The organism is Streptomyces sp. NBC_00287, assembly GCF_036173105.1.
In the GTDB taxonomy this organism is placed as follows: Bacteria; Actinomycetota; Actinomycetes; order Streptomycetales; family Streptomycetaceae; genus Streptomyces.
On the sequence record NZ_CP108053.1, the window covers coordinates 1,009,526 to 1,024,769 of the forward strand.

A 15,244-nucleotide genomic window follows, 5' to 3' on the forward strand; every position below is an offset into this window, starting at 1 on the left:
CCCGGCTCCTAAATGTGCGGGACATCGTCGGGGATGTCGTAGAACGTCGGGTGGCGGTACACCTTGTCCGCGCTGGGGGCGAAGAAGGGGTCCTTCTCGTCCCGGGTGGAGGCGGCGATGTGCTCGGAGCGCACCACCCAGATCGACACGCCCTCGTTGCGCCGGGTGTACAGGTCCCGCGCGTGGGTGAGGGCCATCGTGTCGTCGGCGGCGTGCAGCGAGCCCACATGGACGTGGTTCAGGCCGCGCTTGCCGCGCACGAACACCTCGTACAGCGGCCAGTTCTGCGAGCTGCTCATGCCGCCGACTCCTTCCGGGCCCGCTTGGCCGCGTGGGCGGTGGCCGCCTCGCGCACCCAGGCGCCTTCCTCGTGGGCGCTTCTGCGCCGTTCCATCCGCTGGGCGTTGCACGGTCCGTCGCCCTTGATGACCCGCATCAGTTCGTCCCAGTCCGGGGTGCCGAAGTCGTGGTGGCCGCGCTCGGCGTTCCACTTCAGCTCCGGGTCGGGCAGCGTCACGCCGAGCTTCTCGGCCTGCGGGACGGTCATGTCGACGAAGCGCCGGCGCAGTTCGTCGTTGCTGTGCCGCTTGATCTTCCAGGCCATCGACTGCGCCGAGTTGGGGGAGGCGTCGTCGGGCGGGCCGAACATCATCAGCGAGGGCCACCACCAGCGGTTCACCGCGTCCTGCACCATCTCGCGCTGGGCGTCGGTGCCGCGCATCATCGTCAACAGCAGTTCGTAGCCCTGCCGCTGGTGGAAGGACTCCTCCTTGCAGATGCGGACCATCGCGCGCGCGTAGGGGCCATAGGAGCTGCGGCACAGCGGGACCTGGTTGCAGATCGCGGCGCCGTCGACGAACCAGCCGATCACACCGACGTCGGCGAAGCTCAGCGTCGGGTAGTTGAAGATCGACGAGTACTTCTGGCGGCCCTCGATCAGCCGGTCCGTGAGATCCGCGCGGTCCGCGCCGAGCGTCTCCGCCGCCGAGTACAGATAGAGCCCGTGTCCGGCCTCGTCCTGCACCTTGGCGAACAGGATGGCCTTGCGGCGCAGCGACGGCGCGCGGGTGATCCACTCACCCTCGGGCTGCATCCCGATGATCTCCGAGTGGGCGTGCTGCGCGATCTGCCGGACCAGCGTCTTGCGGTAACCGTCCGGCATCCAGTCGCGCGGCTCGATCCGCTGGTCGCGCGCGATCGTGGCGTCGAAGTGCTCTTGCAGGGCGTCCGGGGGCGAGGCCTCGGCGAGGTGTGTCGTGGTCATCTGCACCAGCTTCCCAACCGACCATTCGTTCGGTACCAGTGTGACGCCTTTTCCGGCCCTCGGCAAGACCCTTCGCCGCCCTTGACAGGCGGTGACAGGGCTGGTTGTTTGGCCGGTGCCACAGGGTGACCGAATGGTCGGTTGGGACGCGAGGTGGTGGAGATGCCCACGACAAATCCGGCCGAGGCGATGTTCGCCGCGGACGAGGCCTCCCAGGGTCTCGGGATCGAGCTGCTGGAGCACGGCGAGGGCACGGCCGTCCTGCGCATGACCGTGACCCCGGCCATGGTGAACGGCCACGGCATCGCCCACGGCGGCTATGTGTTCCTACTTGCCGACACCGCCTTCGCCTGCGCGTGCAACAGCCACGGCCCGGTGACGGTCGCGGCGGGCGCCGACATCACCTTCGTCGCTCCGGCGCACGAGGGGGACGTCCTGGTGGCCCGCGCCGAGGAGCGGACCCGGTTCGGCCGCAGTGGTATCTACGACGTGAGCGTCCTGCGCGGCGACGAGGCGATAGCGGAGTTCCGCGGTCGCAGCCGCACGGTCCGGGACACGACGAAGGAGTCGCGATGAGCAACCTGGGCGAACCCCTCCCCCACGACCTGCTGGACGACGGCGAAAGACTCACCCGCGAGCAGCTGAGGGAACTCCAACTCGACCGTCTGCGCTCGACGTTGCGACACGCGTACGACAACGTCGAGCTGTACCGCAAGAAGTTCGACGAGGCCGGGGTCGCCCCGGACGACTGCCGCACGCTGGAGGACCTCGCCCGGTTCCCCTTCACCACCAAGGCCGACCTCAGGGACACCTATCCGTTCGGCATGTTCGCCGTGCCGATGTCCGAGGTGCGGCGCGTGCATGCCTCCAGTGGGACCACGGGCCGTCCCACGGTCGTCGGCTACACCGAGAACGACCTGTCGATGTGGTCGGACGTCGTCGCCCGCTCGATCCGTGCCGCGGGTGGCCGCCCCGGCCACAAGGTGCACATCTCCTACGGCTACGGCCTGTTCACGGGCGGACTCGGCGCGCACTACGGCGCCGAACGGGCCGGCTGCACGGTGATCCCCGCCTCCGGCGGAATGACGGCACGCCAGGTGCAGATCATCCAGGACTTCCGGCCCGAGATCATCATGGTCACCCCGTCCTACATGCTCACCCTGCTGGACGAGTTCGAGAAGCAGGGCGTCGATCCGCGCGAGACCTCCCTGAAGGTGGGCATCTTCGGCGCCGAGCCGTGGACGGAGGAGATGCGCCGCGAGATCGAGGAGCGCACGGCCATCCACGCCGTGGACATATATGGGCTGTCCGAGGTGATCGGCCCCGGTGTGGCGCAGGAGTGCGTGGAGACCAAGGACGGGCTGCATGTGTGGGAGGACCACTTCTACCCGGAGGTGGTCGACCCGGTCACGGACGAGATCATGGCCGAGGGCGAGGAGGGCGAGATCGTGTTCACCTCGCTCACCAAGGAGGCGCTGCCGATCATCCGCTACCGCACCCGGGACCTGACCCGGCTGCTGCCGGGCACCGCCCGCCCCGCCTTCCGCCGGATGCAGAAGGTCACCGGCCGCTGCGACGACATGATCATCCTGCGCGGGGTGAACGTCTTTCCCACCCAGATCGAGGAGATCGTGCTGCGCACCCCGGGTGTCGCCCCGCATTTCCAGATCCAGCTCACCCGGCGCGGCCGCATGGACCATATGACCGTCCGCGTCGAGGCGCGCCCCGACGCCGGCCCCGGGCAGCGGCAGGCGGCCGCAGGGGCCATCGCCCAGGGCATGAAGGACGGCGTCGGGGTCAGCGTCGACGTGGAGATCGTCGAGCCGGAGACCCTGGAGCGCTCGCTCGGCAAGCTCAAGCGCGTCAAGGATCTCCGTCAGGAATAGCTCAGTTGGGCCCGTTCGGCACCTTCAGCCGCTCCCAGGTCACCCGGCCGGGAATGCCGTCCGCGTCCTTGCCCTTGAAGCCCTGCTTCTGCTGCCAGGCGGCGTACGAGCGACGGTCGGCCTCGGTCCACTCCGGACCGGGGCCGTCCTCGTACCGCCCACAGCCCTCGGCGACCAGTCGACGGCCCATGGCCGTGATGATCGGCGACTTCTGCCCGATGTGGAAGAAGCCGCTCCCCGGAAAGGGCTCGTACGACGGCTTGGGCGGGGCGGGCTTCGGGTCGGGCTCCGGGGCCTTGCCGCCGAGGCGTCCGGCGATGCGCTTGCGCATGCCGTCCATCGTGAAGCCGCGCGGGTCCGTCTTGCCCGGCTGCCACTCCTTGTGGCCGATGACGGACCGCTCGCTCCAGCCGTGGTGGCGGCAGATCGCGGCGGCCACCTTCTCGATGGCCTCCTTCTGCGCTTCCGGCCAAGGGTCCCTGCCGTCCCCGAGGTTGATGCACTCGAAGCCGTAGAAGTGCCGGTTGCCGTCGGTGTCGGCCTCGTTGTCGGCGGGCAGTTTCGTCTCGTTGATCACGGCGCGCAGGACGTCGCTGTCGCCGAGCCCGGCGTGGTTGGCACGGCCGTTGCCGACGAGGTGGATGTGGCCCTTCTTGTCGATGACGCCGTGACAGAGCGGCCCCGGCAGGCCGGAGTAGCCGTCGTAGCAGATGTCGACGGAGGCGTTGGTGCCGGAGGTGACGGTGTGGTGGATCATCACGCCGTTCACCGGGCCCCAGGGGCCCTTGCTGTTGCGGTTGTGGGTGCGCCAGCTGCGTACCTCGTGGACCGTCAGGCCCTCCGCGCGCAGGATCTCCACCATCTTGGACGCGCTCAGCGGCTTGGCCATCACTCGTCTCCTTCCGCCGCGGCCTCGGCCTCGGCCGTGGTCTGCGACCGGCCACCGGAGGGGTCCTCCGCGGCCTGTTCCTCGCGGCGGGCCTGTTCCTCCACGGCGAGCGTCGCCTCGTCGGCCGCCGGGACGCTGCTGGCCAGGGGGCTGAAGGCCAGACGCAGATCTACGGCGCCGTACTCGCCCTTGACCAGGGCGAGCGGGGCGAAGTGGCGGGCGATGCCGGTGGGTGCCTGGAGCAGCGGGCGGCGGGCCGGGTCGACGGGCCACTCCACGCTGCCGGTGGCGGTACGGGCCGGGATGATCCAGTGGTCGCCGGTGCGGTAGGCGCCGTCCTTGGCGAAGTAGACCTCGACGCCGTCCTCCAATGGCAGCCACTCCCCCTCCGCGACGGGAACTGCACCGCCGCGCAGGGCAGTTGTACGGCCCTTGCGCTTGGGGCCCTCGTGGTGGTCCCAGCGGCGCAGGAACGGGTTGAGGTGGGGCAGCCGCCCGACGCCCGCATCCGGCTCCGCGCTCAGGCGGACGCGACGGCCCGGCAGGTCCAGCTCTTCAACTCGCAGCAGCGGGAGGGGTTCCAGCCGGGAGGCGTAGGCGGTGTCCGTGAACTCGACGAGGTCGCCGACGTCCAGGTCCAGCTTGGCGTCGTGGCCGAGGGACGCCAACTGCACCCAGGTGCCGTCGAGTTCGTCGACCGGGAAGACCACCGAGCCGTTCTCGCGGGACCACTTGAAGGTGGCGTCCTTCGCGGCTCCCCCGGCGTGGATCTCGACGCGGTACAGCTGGTTCTCCGGGCCGCGGTAGCGGGCGTCCGGCTTGACCAGGCAGGGGTCCTCGTCGGCGTGGTCGGGCCGTTCGCTGCGGGCGGCGAGCCGGGCGGAGGGGGCGGACCGGCGGGCGGCCCACTTGTCGAAGGCAGCGCGCACGACCTCCTTGGACGGTTCGGCGTCCTCGATGTCCAGCGCGGCCAGCGACAGCGGCAGCACCTGCCAGACGATCTTCATGCGGGCGGTGGTGTCCGGCAGGGCGGCGCCGAGGGCGACCTCGCGCAGCGCCGGGTCCTCGGCGGCGCTGACCGAGCGCTCCCACACCTTCAGATAGACGACGAAGGGCGACTGGGCGGGCGAGGGCAGCCGGTCGCCGGGCCGCTCCGGGTCCAGGTACGCGTCGGGCTGGTCCCAGTACGTCCAGTGCGTGGGCGGCGCCGCGGTGTCCTGCTCCTCGGCCTCCTCGTCGGGCACCGGCACGCCGGGCGCCGGGCGGTCGGCGTCGCACAGGATGCCGTCGACGTAGTAGCGGCCGCCGTGGATGAACAGGGTGTCGATCTCGTGCCGTCCGCCCACGTACTCGATGCGGAAGCCTGCGGCGTCGCGCGGCCCGCCGTGCCGGCCGATCAGATCGGCGGCGAGGGTGCGGGCCTGGTGGAGCTGGATCGCGGTCTGCTCGTTGGTGTCGGCGTCGAGCTGGACGCGGCCCTGCTGGGCGATCACCGCCGAGTAGTGCCGCTCCGGGCGGAACGTGAGGCGGGAGAGGTCAGCGTGCATGAAGGGGGTCCCCCTGGTTCAGGAATGTGCGGTTCACGTCGGTGTCGGTGCGGCTCACGTCACGAAGACGATCCCGGCGTCGGTGCCGGCCGGCGTGTACTCCGCGAGCCGCGCCCGCAGACCGTCCTCACGCTGCGGCCGGTACAGATCGTGGAAGGCGCCCAGCTCGGCGCCGTCGTCGGAGCCGCGCCTGATCTCCTCGGGGCACCGGTCGGCGAGCAGCCCGTACCAGGGCGTGCCGTAGCGCTCGGAGACGAACAACGGCCGTACGTCCGTGACGCATCGGTACCTGCGGGGCGTACGGGATCCGGCGGGGACGTACGAGTGGCGGAGGCAGCCGATGCCGCGCCGGGCCACGTGCAGCCTGCCGGTGATGATCGAGTTCTCGGCGATCTCGACGGCGTGCGTGTGGATCTCGCCGATCACCGTGGTGCGGTGCAGATGCAGTACGGCGTGGGCGTGCCGGCAGTCGGGCGCCGAAAGGGCCTCGCGGTCGTGGCCGGTGGCGTCGAGGACGCTGTCGCGCAGATGGATGTCGAGGGGGTCCTCGCTCACCTCGTCGCCGATGACCTCGATGGTGCCGAGGATGCTGTGCTCGACCTGGAGACAGGCGGTGGTGCGCTCCAGGACGATGCTGGGCTCCTCCGGAGAGTGCGGCACGCACTCGGGCTCCAGCGACCAGCCGGGCACGAGCGTCGAGTGCCGTACGACCACGGCGCCCATGGGGCCGGTGACGTTGATGCCGCGCCCGGCGACGAGGAGTCCGTCGAGGGTGATCCGCGGACGCTCGTGCGGGGCGCAACTGTCGTCCACGGCACGGATGTTGAGGGCGTCGGGCCGGTTGCTGTACCAGTCGAGCAGCCGGATCACCGGCCGCGTCCCCTCGGCCGCCCGCAGTTCGAGTCGGTCGCCGGGGTCGAGGTCGAAGTCCAGCTGCTCCTGGTAGGCGCCGCTGTGGGTGATCTCGATGACGCCGGCACGCTCCGGGCCGCGTTCGCTCTGCCAGGCCCGGTAGGCGTCCATGATCTGCCGGTACGGCTGCCCCGGTCCGACGCGGTAGACCTCGGCGTCGGGACGCGCGACCCGGTCGTGGCGGTCGTATTCGCCGCCGCCCATGTCTGCGGCGGCCGCGTAGTGGTAGTCCACCCAGACGCCCTGCCGGGGCGCGGACCGGGCCCCGAAGGCGATCCGGCCGAGCTCGGGGTCGACGGCCACCTGCCCGCGCTTGGGCCGGTAGCGCCACTCCGACAGGTCGGCGACCACGATGTCGGACGGCGGTACGGGCTTGTCCTCGCCGTCGCGCCGGATGACGAAGCTCTTGCCGGGGCCGTAGTAGTCCAGCAGCCGGTCGTGGAGTTGTCGGCGGCGAATGAAGGCGGGGACGTTGTCGATCGTCGCGATGTGGGTGGGCGACGGTTCCGGGAACGGCTTGGTGACCAGCGGGGTGTCGTTGCCGAGGATCGAGAAGGTGTAGAGGTTGCGGGCGCGGTCGATGCAGTACGCCGGGGAGGACGTCAGCGAGTGCGCCTTGAGCCGCCAGACGAAGAGGGCGACTCCGGCCGGGCTCAAACCGCCTTGATTCTTGGGGGAATTGGCGCGCCGGACGTCGACCGTGTGGGCCGTAGCACCGAAGGGACCGCCCGCGAGGTCGAGTGCGGAGTTGTCCCGGAGGTCCAGGAGCCGACCTCGGCCCGTGTCCCGGTGCAGCTTCACCGACTGGTTGTGGGCGACCATGCGGGACAGCTCCACGGCCCGCGCGGGCCAGCCGGCGACCTGCTCGGAGATCTCCTCCAGCAGATGCAAAGTGCCCTTGCGGCGGCGGTTGCCGACCGTCGCCGCCACATCGGAGCGCGGGGCGACTGCCTTGGCGAGTGCGGCGCGGCCACCGTCGTGCAGACCGGTGGTGAGAACGCGCTCGTAGCCGGGCAGGGTGCGATAGCCGACCAGGTCGCCCAGGTACGGCAGCACCCAGGGAGCCGCGGTCTCCACGAACAGGTCCTCATAGCCCTGCTCGACACCGTCACGGACCTGGTCCAGCTGCTCGGCCATGACCGCCAGCAGCTCACGCAGGGCGCCGCCCGCTTCGGCGTCGCGCAGGAGGTGCCAGCGGGGCAGCAGCGCGGCAAGACCGTCCGGCTCCCTGGTCACGGCCGTCTCGAACCGGACGTCCTGGGGCATCACTTGACCTCCGTCAGAATCAGCGTGTCCACGGCCTTCGGCGACAGCAGGGCGAGCTGGGCCGGGCGGATACCGCGGAAGACGAACACCGACCGGCCTTTGGGCAGGCGCCGGGTGTCGGTGATGTCGGGGTTGAGGCGCAGGAGTTCGGCGAGCGGGACGCCGTAGCGGCCGGAGATCTCGGACAGCGTCTCGCCGTTCTCGGCGCGGACGGTGTGGATCTTCTCGTCGTACGTCGCCGGGTGCGCCGGGACCGAGGCCTTGGGCGGGCCGGGGTCGGTGAGGATGCCGGTGAGTTCCTCGGGGGTGGCCGAGGCGGGGACGCCGGTGAAGACATCGACGTCCACATAGTCGACGCCGGGCACGGAGTGGGCCGTGGCGAGGATCTCGGAGAGCCGGGCCGGTCGCCCCAACTCGCGGCCCTCGTAGCCGAGTCGGCGCAGCAGCGCCTGGCGCAGCCGGGGCTCGACGATCTCCCAGGCATGGTCAGGAGCTACCTTCACCCGGGCGGCAAGGAGGAGCAGGACCAGTTCGCGGGCGTCCACGCGGACGGGGAGGTTCGGATCCCCGTATGCGGTGAGCGCACCGCGCAGCGCATCCAAGGTGTCGGAGCTGTCCAGCGGCACATCGTCGGCACCGGCCACGGTGACATGCAGGACGCGTCGTCGCCCGTCGAAGAGTTCACGCGCGGTGGCCCGGCCGATGCCGGCGCGGGAGCGGGCGAAGTCCTCGTAGTCGGCGGCGGACACCAGCCGGTCCAGGGCGGAGACGGCGAGCGGGATCGTACGGCGGGTCAGACCGGGCCCGTCCGCATCCGAACCGCCCTTCGCGGCCAGGGGGTTGGTGACCCTGGTGACGCCGAGCGGCCGGGTGAGCGGCTGGGTGATCCGGTCGGCGGCGACGTTTGCGGCCTTGCCGGTGCCGAAGCGGTAGCGGGCGCGGATGTTCTCGTGCCCCGAGGGCAGTCGGGCGCCGTGCACACCGTCGCCGAAGGTCACCGTCGTACGGCCGTCGCCGGTGGAGCCGGTGATGTAGACACGCTCGGCCGGGCCGCGTCCGGCGAGGCTGTCGACCTCGTGCCACAGGACGCCGTCGACGCGGATCTCCAGGACCGCGGTGGCGCCGAGGGGGTTGTCGTCGGCGAGCCAGGTGAGCGGGGACTGCCACAGCGCGAACGTCTGGTTCACCCGGTCGGAGTCGCCGCTGCCGATGGCCTCCTCGCGGCTCTCACCGTGGCTGGCCTCGACGACATTGCCGAGGATCCGCACGCTCTCGCGGCGATAGCGGTGAGCGAGTCCCGGGGTGAGGGTGAGCCGGGTGTGGAGGCGGTCGCCCGGGAGTTGGGTGTCGACGGCCGGGTCGGCGGTGGCGACGGTGACGACCTCGGTGGCCGGGACGCCCGCCGTGCCGGGGATGTCGCTGCGCTCACCGGTGACGATCAACGTGCGGCCGGGCCGCAGACCGTCGTACAGCTCGGCGAGTTCGATCTCGTCGCCGTGCACGTCCTCGCCGAGGGGTTCGTCGGCCAAGCGCAGCGGCTCGCCCGCGGCATGCACAGTCGTGTCGCGGATGTGCGAGAGCAGTACGTCGAACTCGTCCAACCACGGGTCGGCGAGGGTGAGTTCGGTGCCCCGGCCGGTGATGCCGTAGTTGGTGTACGCCGCCGTACGCGCCGCCACGACCTGGGTGGTCACGAAGGCCAGCTTGGCGTCGCCGGGGACCCCCTTGCCCTTCGCCGGGCGCTGGATCGCCACCCAGCTGCCGACGGTGATCCCGGCGTGCACGGTGTCTAGCTGGAGGACGCGGCGGTTGACGGGTTCGGGCTTGGAGGCGATGACGACCTCGACGTTGGGCTCGGTGCTGCCCACCGTGTACCGGACGCTGATCTCGTACTCGCCGTGCGTGAACTGCTCACTGGCGCCGGGCCGCATGGGTACCTGCTGGGAGGTGCCGTTGTGGATGCCGACCTGGATCAGACCGTCCTCACCGGGCCGGGAGACGAACAGCGTGCGCTCGGGCAGCCCCGAGTGGAAGCGAGCGGTGACGCCGGGCTCCTGGGAGTCGGCCGGCCTGCGGTTGAGCCAGTTCAGATCGCGGTCCTGACCGGAGCGGACGGACAGATCGACCTGGCCGGTGCCGAGCACGAACTGCACCGGCTGGGTGACCGGCAGGTTCTCACTGCGCTGATCGGAGCCGCTGCCCTCGACGTACTGGAACTCGGCCCGTACCGGCACCTTGCCCGCCGGATCGAACACGACCCGCATGCTCGCCAGCACGGCACCGGTGAGCGGCCAGTCGGCGGTACGGATGACCCGACCGCGGTCGTCCTGGACGGGCTTGAGAGGTGCGGTGGCGCCGAAGGGGGCGGCGGTGACGCGCATGGCGAGGAGTTCGCGAAGGAGGCGGGGGTTGGTGGGGGCGGCGGCCTTTCGCCAGGCGGGGTAGAGGCTGGGGTTGAGAGCGGCGAGGAGTCCGACGGGGTCGGTGCTGGGGCGTGCGGGGGTCGCCGAGCCAGGGGTGGCACGGAGGGCGGGAAGCAGAGCGCTGAGGGCCTGAAATGCAGCGGCACGCGAATCGCCGCCCAGGGGCGCGGCCGGCCCCCGCGGCGCCGCAGCCGAATCACTCTGCGCCGGAGCCAACTCCAAAGCACGCTCGGCGATGTCCGCCAGAACGGCCTCCAACCGCTCGAACCAAGCGGCCACCTCCTCATACGCCGCAGCCAACACCTGAGCCTCACCAAGCCGAGCAACCGGCTCCGCAAGACGAGCCGCAAGCCGCTCGGGACTGCTGATCCCATCAAGATCGCCCCGAAGCGGCGCAAGGACCTGATCCTCGAAGTCCTCGATCAACCGACTGACCGGCCGCGGCTGTTCAGATCCGGTCCACCGCCGAACCTCATCAACGAGCTCCTTCAAAGTAGGCGGCGGTGACTTGGGCAAAGAGATCGCGGTGATCTCGTCGTCCCGGTCGACACGCGCCTTGGCGACCGGAAGCAACAGCCGCTCTCCACCCGCCTGCTCACCGAAGACGAAGAGCAACTGGTCCCCGGTCTGAAGGGAGTTCGCCGTCCCCTCGACAAAGATCTCGGACCGCCGCTCAAGATCCGAGGGGGTCAGCAGTGAGGGCCGACGGCGCCGCACCTTCAGCTCGTTGAAGTCCCACCGAGCCAGCAGATCCCGGCTCGTCTCGAAGGTCAGCGACTCCTCGTCGGCAGACGCGGGCACGCTGTGGCTGCGCGCGCCGCGCGGGATCAGCACGGGCAGCGCCTCGGCGCGCGGATCGCGTTCCAGGGTGTACGCCAGATGTGTCGCCGCGGCGACACCGGGCCGCGGCCGGTGGCCGACGAGCCGGCCCAGCAGCGCCAGCGACCGGTGCTCGTTCGCCGTACGGAGATACGCCTCGTCGGCGATCCGCTCGGAGTGGAAGGTGAGCAGGTCGCCGAGGACCGCGGTGGCGTCGAGCAGGCCGATCGCCGGGTCGTCGGGGGTACGGACGGTCAGCCCGTCGAGCGCGGGGTACGCCGGTGAGGCCAGCCGGTCGAGGAGGGCGGCCAGGAAGGAGCCGTACTCGCCGACGCGGTAGTCGAGCGCGGTGCGGCCGGGTGGGTTGTGCAGCGGGTCGGGGGCGAGCCGTTCGTCGTGGCCGCCGCACGCTCCGCCGCAGGAGCACGCCTGGCTCATCGGGCACCTCCCAGGGATATCGCCAGTCGGCCGTTCTCCGGCCGGTCGGGGTCGTTGTCGCAGGTGGCGATCTCCAGCGGGCCGAGCCGCAGCACGCCGTCCTCCCTCTCTCCTCGGTCCTGCTCGAACAGCCGTCGCAGCCGGGTGACTTCGACGCTCTCCACGCCCTGCACCGCCGCCGCCACCGCGACCAGCCGACTGAGCCGGACCGGGTCGCCGAAGGTCTGGGCGTCCGGGTGGAAGAACCCGCCCGGGCCCGCACCGAGCACGCGGTACAGCTCGGCCAGGATCTGGCCGTGCTGGTGGCCGGGCAGGGCGCACACGGTCAGCGCGATGTCCAGCGGGACCAGCCGGGCGGGGCCGACGACCAGGTCGTGGCCGATACGCCGGTACGCCTCCAGGGACTGGGTGACCTCGGCGAGCAGTTCGGCCGTCGGTGCGCCGCTGCCGAGCGCGTCGATGGCGATGTGCGCCTCCTGGACACTGCCGGTCCAGCGGAGCTCGGCTGCGGCGCGCTGGACGCCGGGGAGTCCACTTGCGAGGGCTGCGTAGTCCTCCGCGGTGACCGCGCGCAGCCGGGTGCGACGCAGGTCGAGCGGGGCCAACTGACGTACCTGCTGCAGCGGTTCGGGGTCGGTGCCACCGGTGGCGGGCAGCGGGTTGCGGACCACGGCGGCGGGCGGCGGCTCGCAGTCGGCGGCCACGACGAGGTGGTTGATGGCCTCGGCGCCGACGTTGCCCCCGGTGCCGCCACCGAGCCGGTACCCCACAGCGAGCCGCGCGCCCGGGGCCGGCCGTGCATCACCGAAGCGCAGGGCAAGTCGCCCGTCGTCCTCCAGCTCCCCCACGAAATGCCGATCGCGGGGACCATTGTCCAGCAGGTCGCGGCGCGGCCGCCACACGGCGTCCTCTTCGAGGAGGCGTACGGCGGGCAGGGCGCGGCGCGGGTCCTGGGCGAGCCCGGCGGTCGCGGAGCCGCGCAGCACGGGCTCGTCGGGGTGCAGTCCTGCCGCGTAGGCCGGGCCCCAACTGTGCGCGATCTCCCAGGCGATGTGCCCGTCGAGGACGGTTCCGGCGCGGGCGCGTGCCGTGAGCACCTCGATGCGGCGCAGCTTGCCGTCGAGCAACCGGTCGCTGCGGTGCAGGAGTTCACGCAGGGCGCGCACCGGATGGCGGCGCAGTTCGAGGCGCTCCAGCGTCTTCAGGCCGTAGACGACGGTCAGTTCGGCGATCTCCTCCTCGCCGAGCCCGTCCCGGTCGCGGGCGCTGCGCCACAGGTCGACCAGGCGCTGCCGGATCCGGCCGGGGATGGCGGCGATGCGCTCGGCCTGCCCGGCGGCGACCGTCGCGGGGTCGGGGAAGGGCACGGCCTGGGCGACGGGCGTCCGACCGAGGACGGGGCGGAAGCGGGGCCGGATGCCGGGGTACACGGACTGGGCGAGCAGTCGGCGCAGGGCGGCGGCCTGGGCGTACGCCGTGCCGGGGACAACCTGTTCGTGCCGCTGTCCGGCGCGTTCGAGGCCGAGTCCGGCGCGGGTGGTGGCGCTCTCGCCGACGACGTCGAAGAGTTCGCGGATGTCGTCGGGGCGCAGGGCCCGGCCGGATTCCGTCTGGTCCGTGAGCGAGTTGATGAGCCTTGCGGGCGCGTTGCCCTCGTCGCGGTCCCAGCAGCCGAAGGCGGGAGGGTCGCAGGGGGCGACGACGGCGGGCTCTTGCGGCACGGTGAACGTCTCCGGCAGGCCGGTCAGGGTGCGGCCGTGGTCGACGAGGACGACATTGCCGCGGGCCAGGGTCACGTCCTCGACGGGCAGGCAGTCGCGTCCGCCGCGGGTGGTGAGGCACAGCGGGAAGCGCAGGGCGTCCTCGGCGGCCCAGGTGACCTCCAGGACCGGCTGGTCCTCGATGCGGTCGACGGCGGGGGTGACGGTGGTCAGGCGGACGGCCTGGCGGTGGGCTGGGTCGGCGTCGCCAGGCGTGCCGGTGCGCGGGCCCTTGACCTCCTCCAGGATCAGCACGTCACCGGGCCTGAGGTCGAGTCGGCGGCCTTGGCAGGTCTCCGGGTCGACCCACTCGTCGCGCAGGGTGGCGGCGGTGGCGCCCTTGGGGAGAGTGCGGGTCTCGCCTCCCCAGGTCCACAGGCGGATCGCGTTGTGGGCGACGCGCAGTTCGAGGGGGTCGGCGGTGACGACCGGTTCGAAGACCTCCACCGAGCCGCGCTCGTCGAGGTCGCCGAGGTCGCTCTCGTCGACGACGGTGCCGGGCTCCGGGCGGTCGTGCGGGTCGAGGGTGCGTACGTCGACGGAGGCGAAGCGGTAGGTGCCGGGGGCGAGGGTGTGATCGCCCGCGGTCTCCACCGAGACGTACGCCCGTGCCGTGCAGCCGTCGTGCATCGCGTAGTCGATGAGCCGGACATGACGGCGTACGGAGACCCGGCGGCGCGCGGTGTCGAGGTAGGCCTCGGTGGCGACCGCGTCCTGCTGGTAGCTGATCTGGTCGCCGGTGTGGGCGAGCAGCTCGACCAGGGTCATGCCGAGGTCGGCGGGGTTGCGCTCGATCCAGTCGGGGGTGGTGAGCGCGAGCCGGTCCAGCAGGAGTTTGCGGATGGTGTCGTAGTCGCGGGCCGTGTAGTCGATGACGGGGGCGGCTGGGAAGTCCGAGGTGTGCGGCTCTTCTTCCTTGCAGTCGAAGGGAGTTGGGCAGTCGGGCAGGAAGGCGAACTCCGCGCTGTGGTAGCGCTGGTCGAAGCCGCGGAAGGGTTCCGTGCCGGGGCGGCCGTAGGGGTCGGCCTCGACCAGGGAGAGCCGGTAGCGAGAGGTGTCGCCGGACTTGTCGAGGGTGACGTAGAGCCGGTCGTCGAGCTCGGGGTCCTCCTCGCGTTCCACGCTGACGTCGACGGCGGTGATGCCGGTGATACGGCGGCCGCCGTCGATGCGGACGTTCTCGGGGCCGAGGCCGTGCGGGGCCTTGCCGAGGAAGGTGACGGTGAGCAGCAGGCCGTCGTCGCCGACCTCGACGGCGTCGACTCCGTTGAGCTGGGCGGCGCGCACCTTGCCGCGACGGGAAGTGATCACGCGGCGGCCCTCCCTTCGAAGACGTCGTCGCGGCGGGCGCCGGTGGCGCGCAGCACGTAGGACAGGTACACGCGGACGGTGTTGTCGTCGCCGACCACGTCGAGCGCCTCGACCTCGATGAGGTCGCCGAGCCAGCGCTGGAGCGAGGCCTGGACGGACAGTTCGAGGGTGCTGACGAGTTCCGGGCTGGTCGGGGCGAAGACCAGGTCGAGCAGTCCGCAGCCGAAGTCGGGGCGCATCACGCGCTCGCCGGGGCTGGTGAACAGCAGCTGTTCGATCAGGTCGTGGACGTGCTCGCCGTGGCTCGCGTGCCCGGTGCGGCCGCGGCGGTCGGGCCGGAAGGGGAAGGCGAGGTCGCTGCGGGTGCGTGGGCTCATCGGACGGTGACCTTTCGCTGCGCGGCCTGGACGACAGGCGGTCCCTGCGGGACGAAGGCCGCGCTCAGGCACTGGGCCGCGGAGGTGTCGAGCAGCACGGGTGCGCCGTCGACGGTGACGCCGCTGCCGTCGGCGGTGAAGCGGACGGTGACGCACGGCGTGGGTACCCCGTTCACGGTGTGCGGGCAGCCGGTGACGGCGTAGGTGTGCGCGGCCGTCGCGACGGCCCGGCCGTCGATGAGCACGGCCGCGGTGGGTGTGGTGGCGGCGCTCGCACGACCGCCGTGCGGGCAGCCGATCACGGCACCCGCATCGAGCAGACTCCCGGACAACTTGGTTCGTCCCCCGTCTT

11 protein-coding genes are annotated in these 15,244 nt (G+C 71.5%); 2 read left to right on the forward strand and 9 right to left on the reverse strand.

All coding sequences use genetic code 11. The features are described from left to right. Positions 1 to 8 precede the first annotated feature (8 nt). Together paaB and paaA are read right to left on the reverse strand one after the other, a co-directional pair. Entirely contained in the window at positions 9 to 299 is a 291-nt protein-coding gene (paaB, locus tag OHT76_RS04975; RefSeq protein WP_328869510.1) for a 1,2-phenylacetyl-CoA epoxidase subunit PaaB, read from the reverse strand. Continuing rightward, entirely contained in the window at positions 296 to 1,264 is a 969-nt protein-coding gene (gene paaA, locus OHT76_RS04980) for a 1,2-phenylacetyl-CoA epoxidase subunit PaaA (protein WP_328869511.1), read from the reverse strand. The genes paaB and paaA overlap by 4 nt, the downstream gene beginning before the upstream one ends. A gap of 162 nt (positions 1,265 to 1,426) precedes the next feature. On the opposite strand from paaA, the gene paaI reads away from it, so the two are divergent. Then, positions 1,427 to 1,840: a hydroxyphenylacetyl-CoA thioesterase PaaI gene (paaI, locus tag OHT76_RS04985; protein ID WP_328869512.1), complete on the forward strand. Its 414-nt coding sequence runs from the start codon at positions 1,427 to 1,429 to the stop codon at positions 1,838 to 1,840. Then, entirely contained in the window at positions 1,837 to 3,150 is a 1,314-nt protein-coding gene (gene paaK, locus OHT76_RS04990; protein ID WP_328869513.1) for a phenylacetate--CoA ligase PaaK, read from the forward strand. Before paaI ends, paaK begins: the two co-directional genes overlap by 4 nt. A gap of 1 nt (position 3,151) precedes the next feature. On the opposite strand, the gene OHT76_RS04995 is transcribed toward paaK, so the two are convergent. Genes OHT76_RS04995 through OHT76_RS05025 form a run of 7 tightly spaced genes read right to left on the reverse strand, consistent with a single transcriptional unit; the run spans position 3,152 to position 15,224 of the window. Beyond that, entirely contained in the window at positions 3,152 to 4,039 is an 888-nt protein-coding gene (locus tag OHT76_RS04995) for a peptidoglycan-binding protein (protein WP_328869514.1), read from the reverse strand. Beyond that, entirely contained in the window at positions 4,039 to 5,586 is a 1,548-nt protein-coding gene (locus OHT76_RS05000) for a DUF6519 domain-containing protein (RefSeq protein WP_328869515.1), read from the reverse strand. The genes OHT76_RS04995 and OHT76_RS05000 overlap by 1 nt, the downstream gene beginning before the upstream one ends. A gap of 54 nt (positions 5,587 to 5,640) precedes the next feature. Beyond that, positions 5,641 to 7,764, reverse strand: a complete 2,124-nt coding sequence (locus tag OHT76_RS05005) for a hypothetical protein (protein ID WP_328869516.1) — start codon at positions 7,762 to 7,764, stop codon at positions 5,641 to 5,643. Next, positions 7,764 to 11,444 (reverse strand): putative baseplate assembly protein, encoded by a 3,681-nt coding sequence (locus OHT76_RS05010; RefSeq protein ID WP_328869517.1) that lies wholly within the window; start codon positions 11,442 to 11,444, stop codon positions 7,764 to 7,766. The genes OHT76_RS05005 and OHT76_RS05010 overlap by 1 nt, the downstream gene beginning before the upstream one ends. Beyond that, positions 11,441 to 14,515, reverse strand: a complete 3,075-nt coding sequence (locus OHT76_RS05015) for a putative baseplate assembly protein (RefSeq protein ID WP_328869518.1) — start codon at positions 14,513 to 14,515, stop codon at positions 11,441 to 11,443. Before OHT76_RS05015 ends, OHT76_RS05010 begins: the two co-directional genes overlap by 4 nt. Further along, positions 14,512 to 14,892, reverse strand: coding sequence for a GPW/gp25 family protein (locus OHT76_RS05020; protein WP_328869519.1), 381 nt, complete (start codon positions 14,890 to 14,892; stop codon positions 14,512 to 14,514). Before OHT76_RS05020 ends, OHT76_RS05015 begins: the two co-directional genes overlap by 4 nt. After that, positions 14,889 to 15,224, reverse strand: a complete 336-nt coding sequence (locus OHT76_RS05025; RefSeq protein ID WP_328869520.1) for a hypothetical protein — start codon at positions 15,222 to 15,224, stop codon at positions 14,889 to 14,891. Before OHT76_RS05025 ends, OHT76_RS05020 begins: the two co-directional genes overlap by 4 nt. Positions 15,225 to 15,244 lie beyond the last annotated feature (20 nt).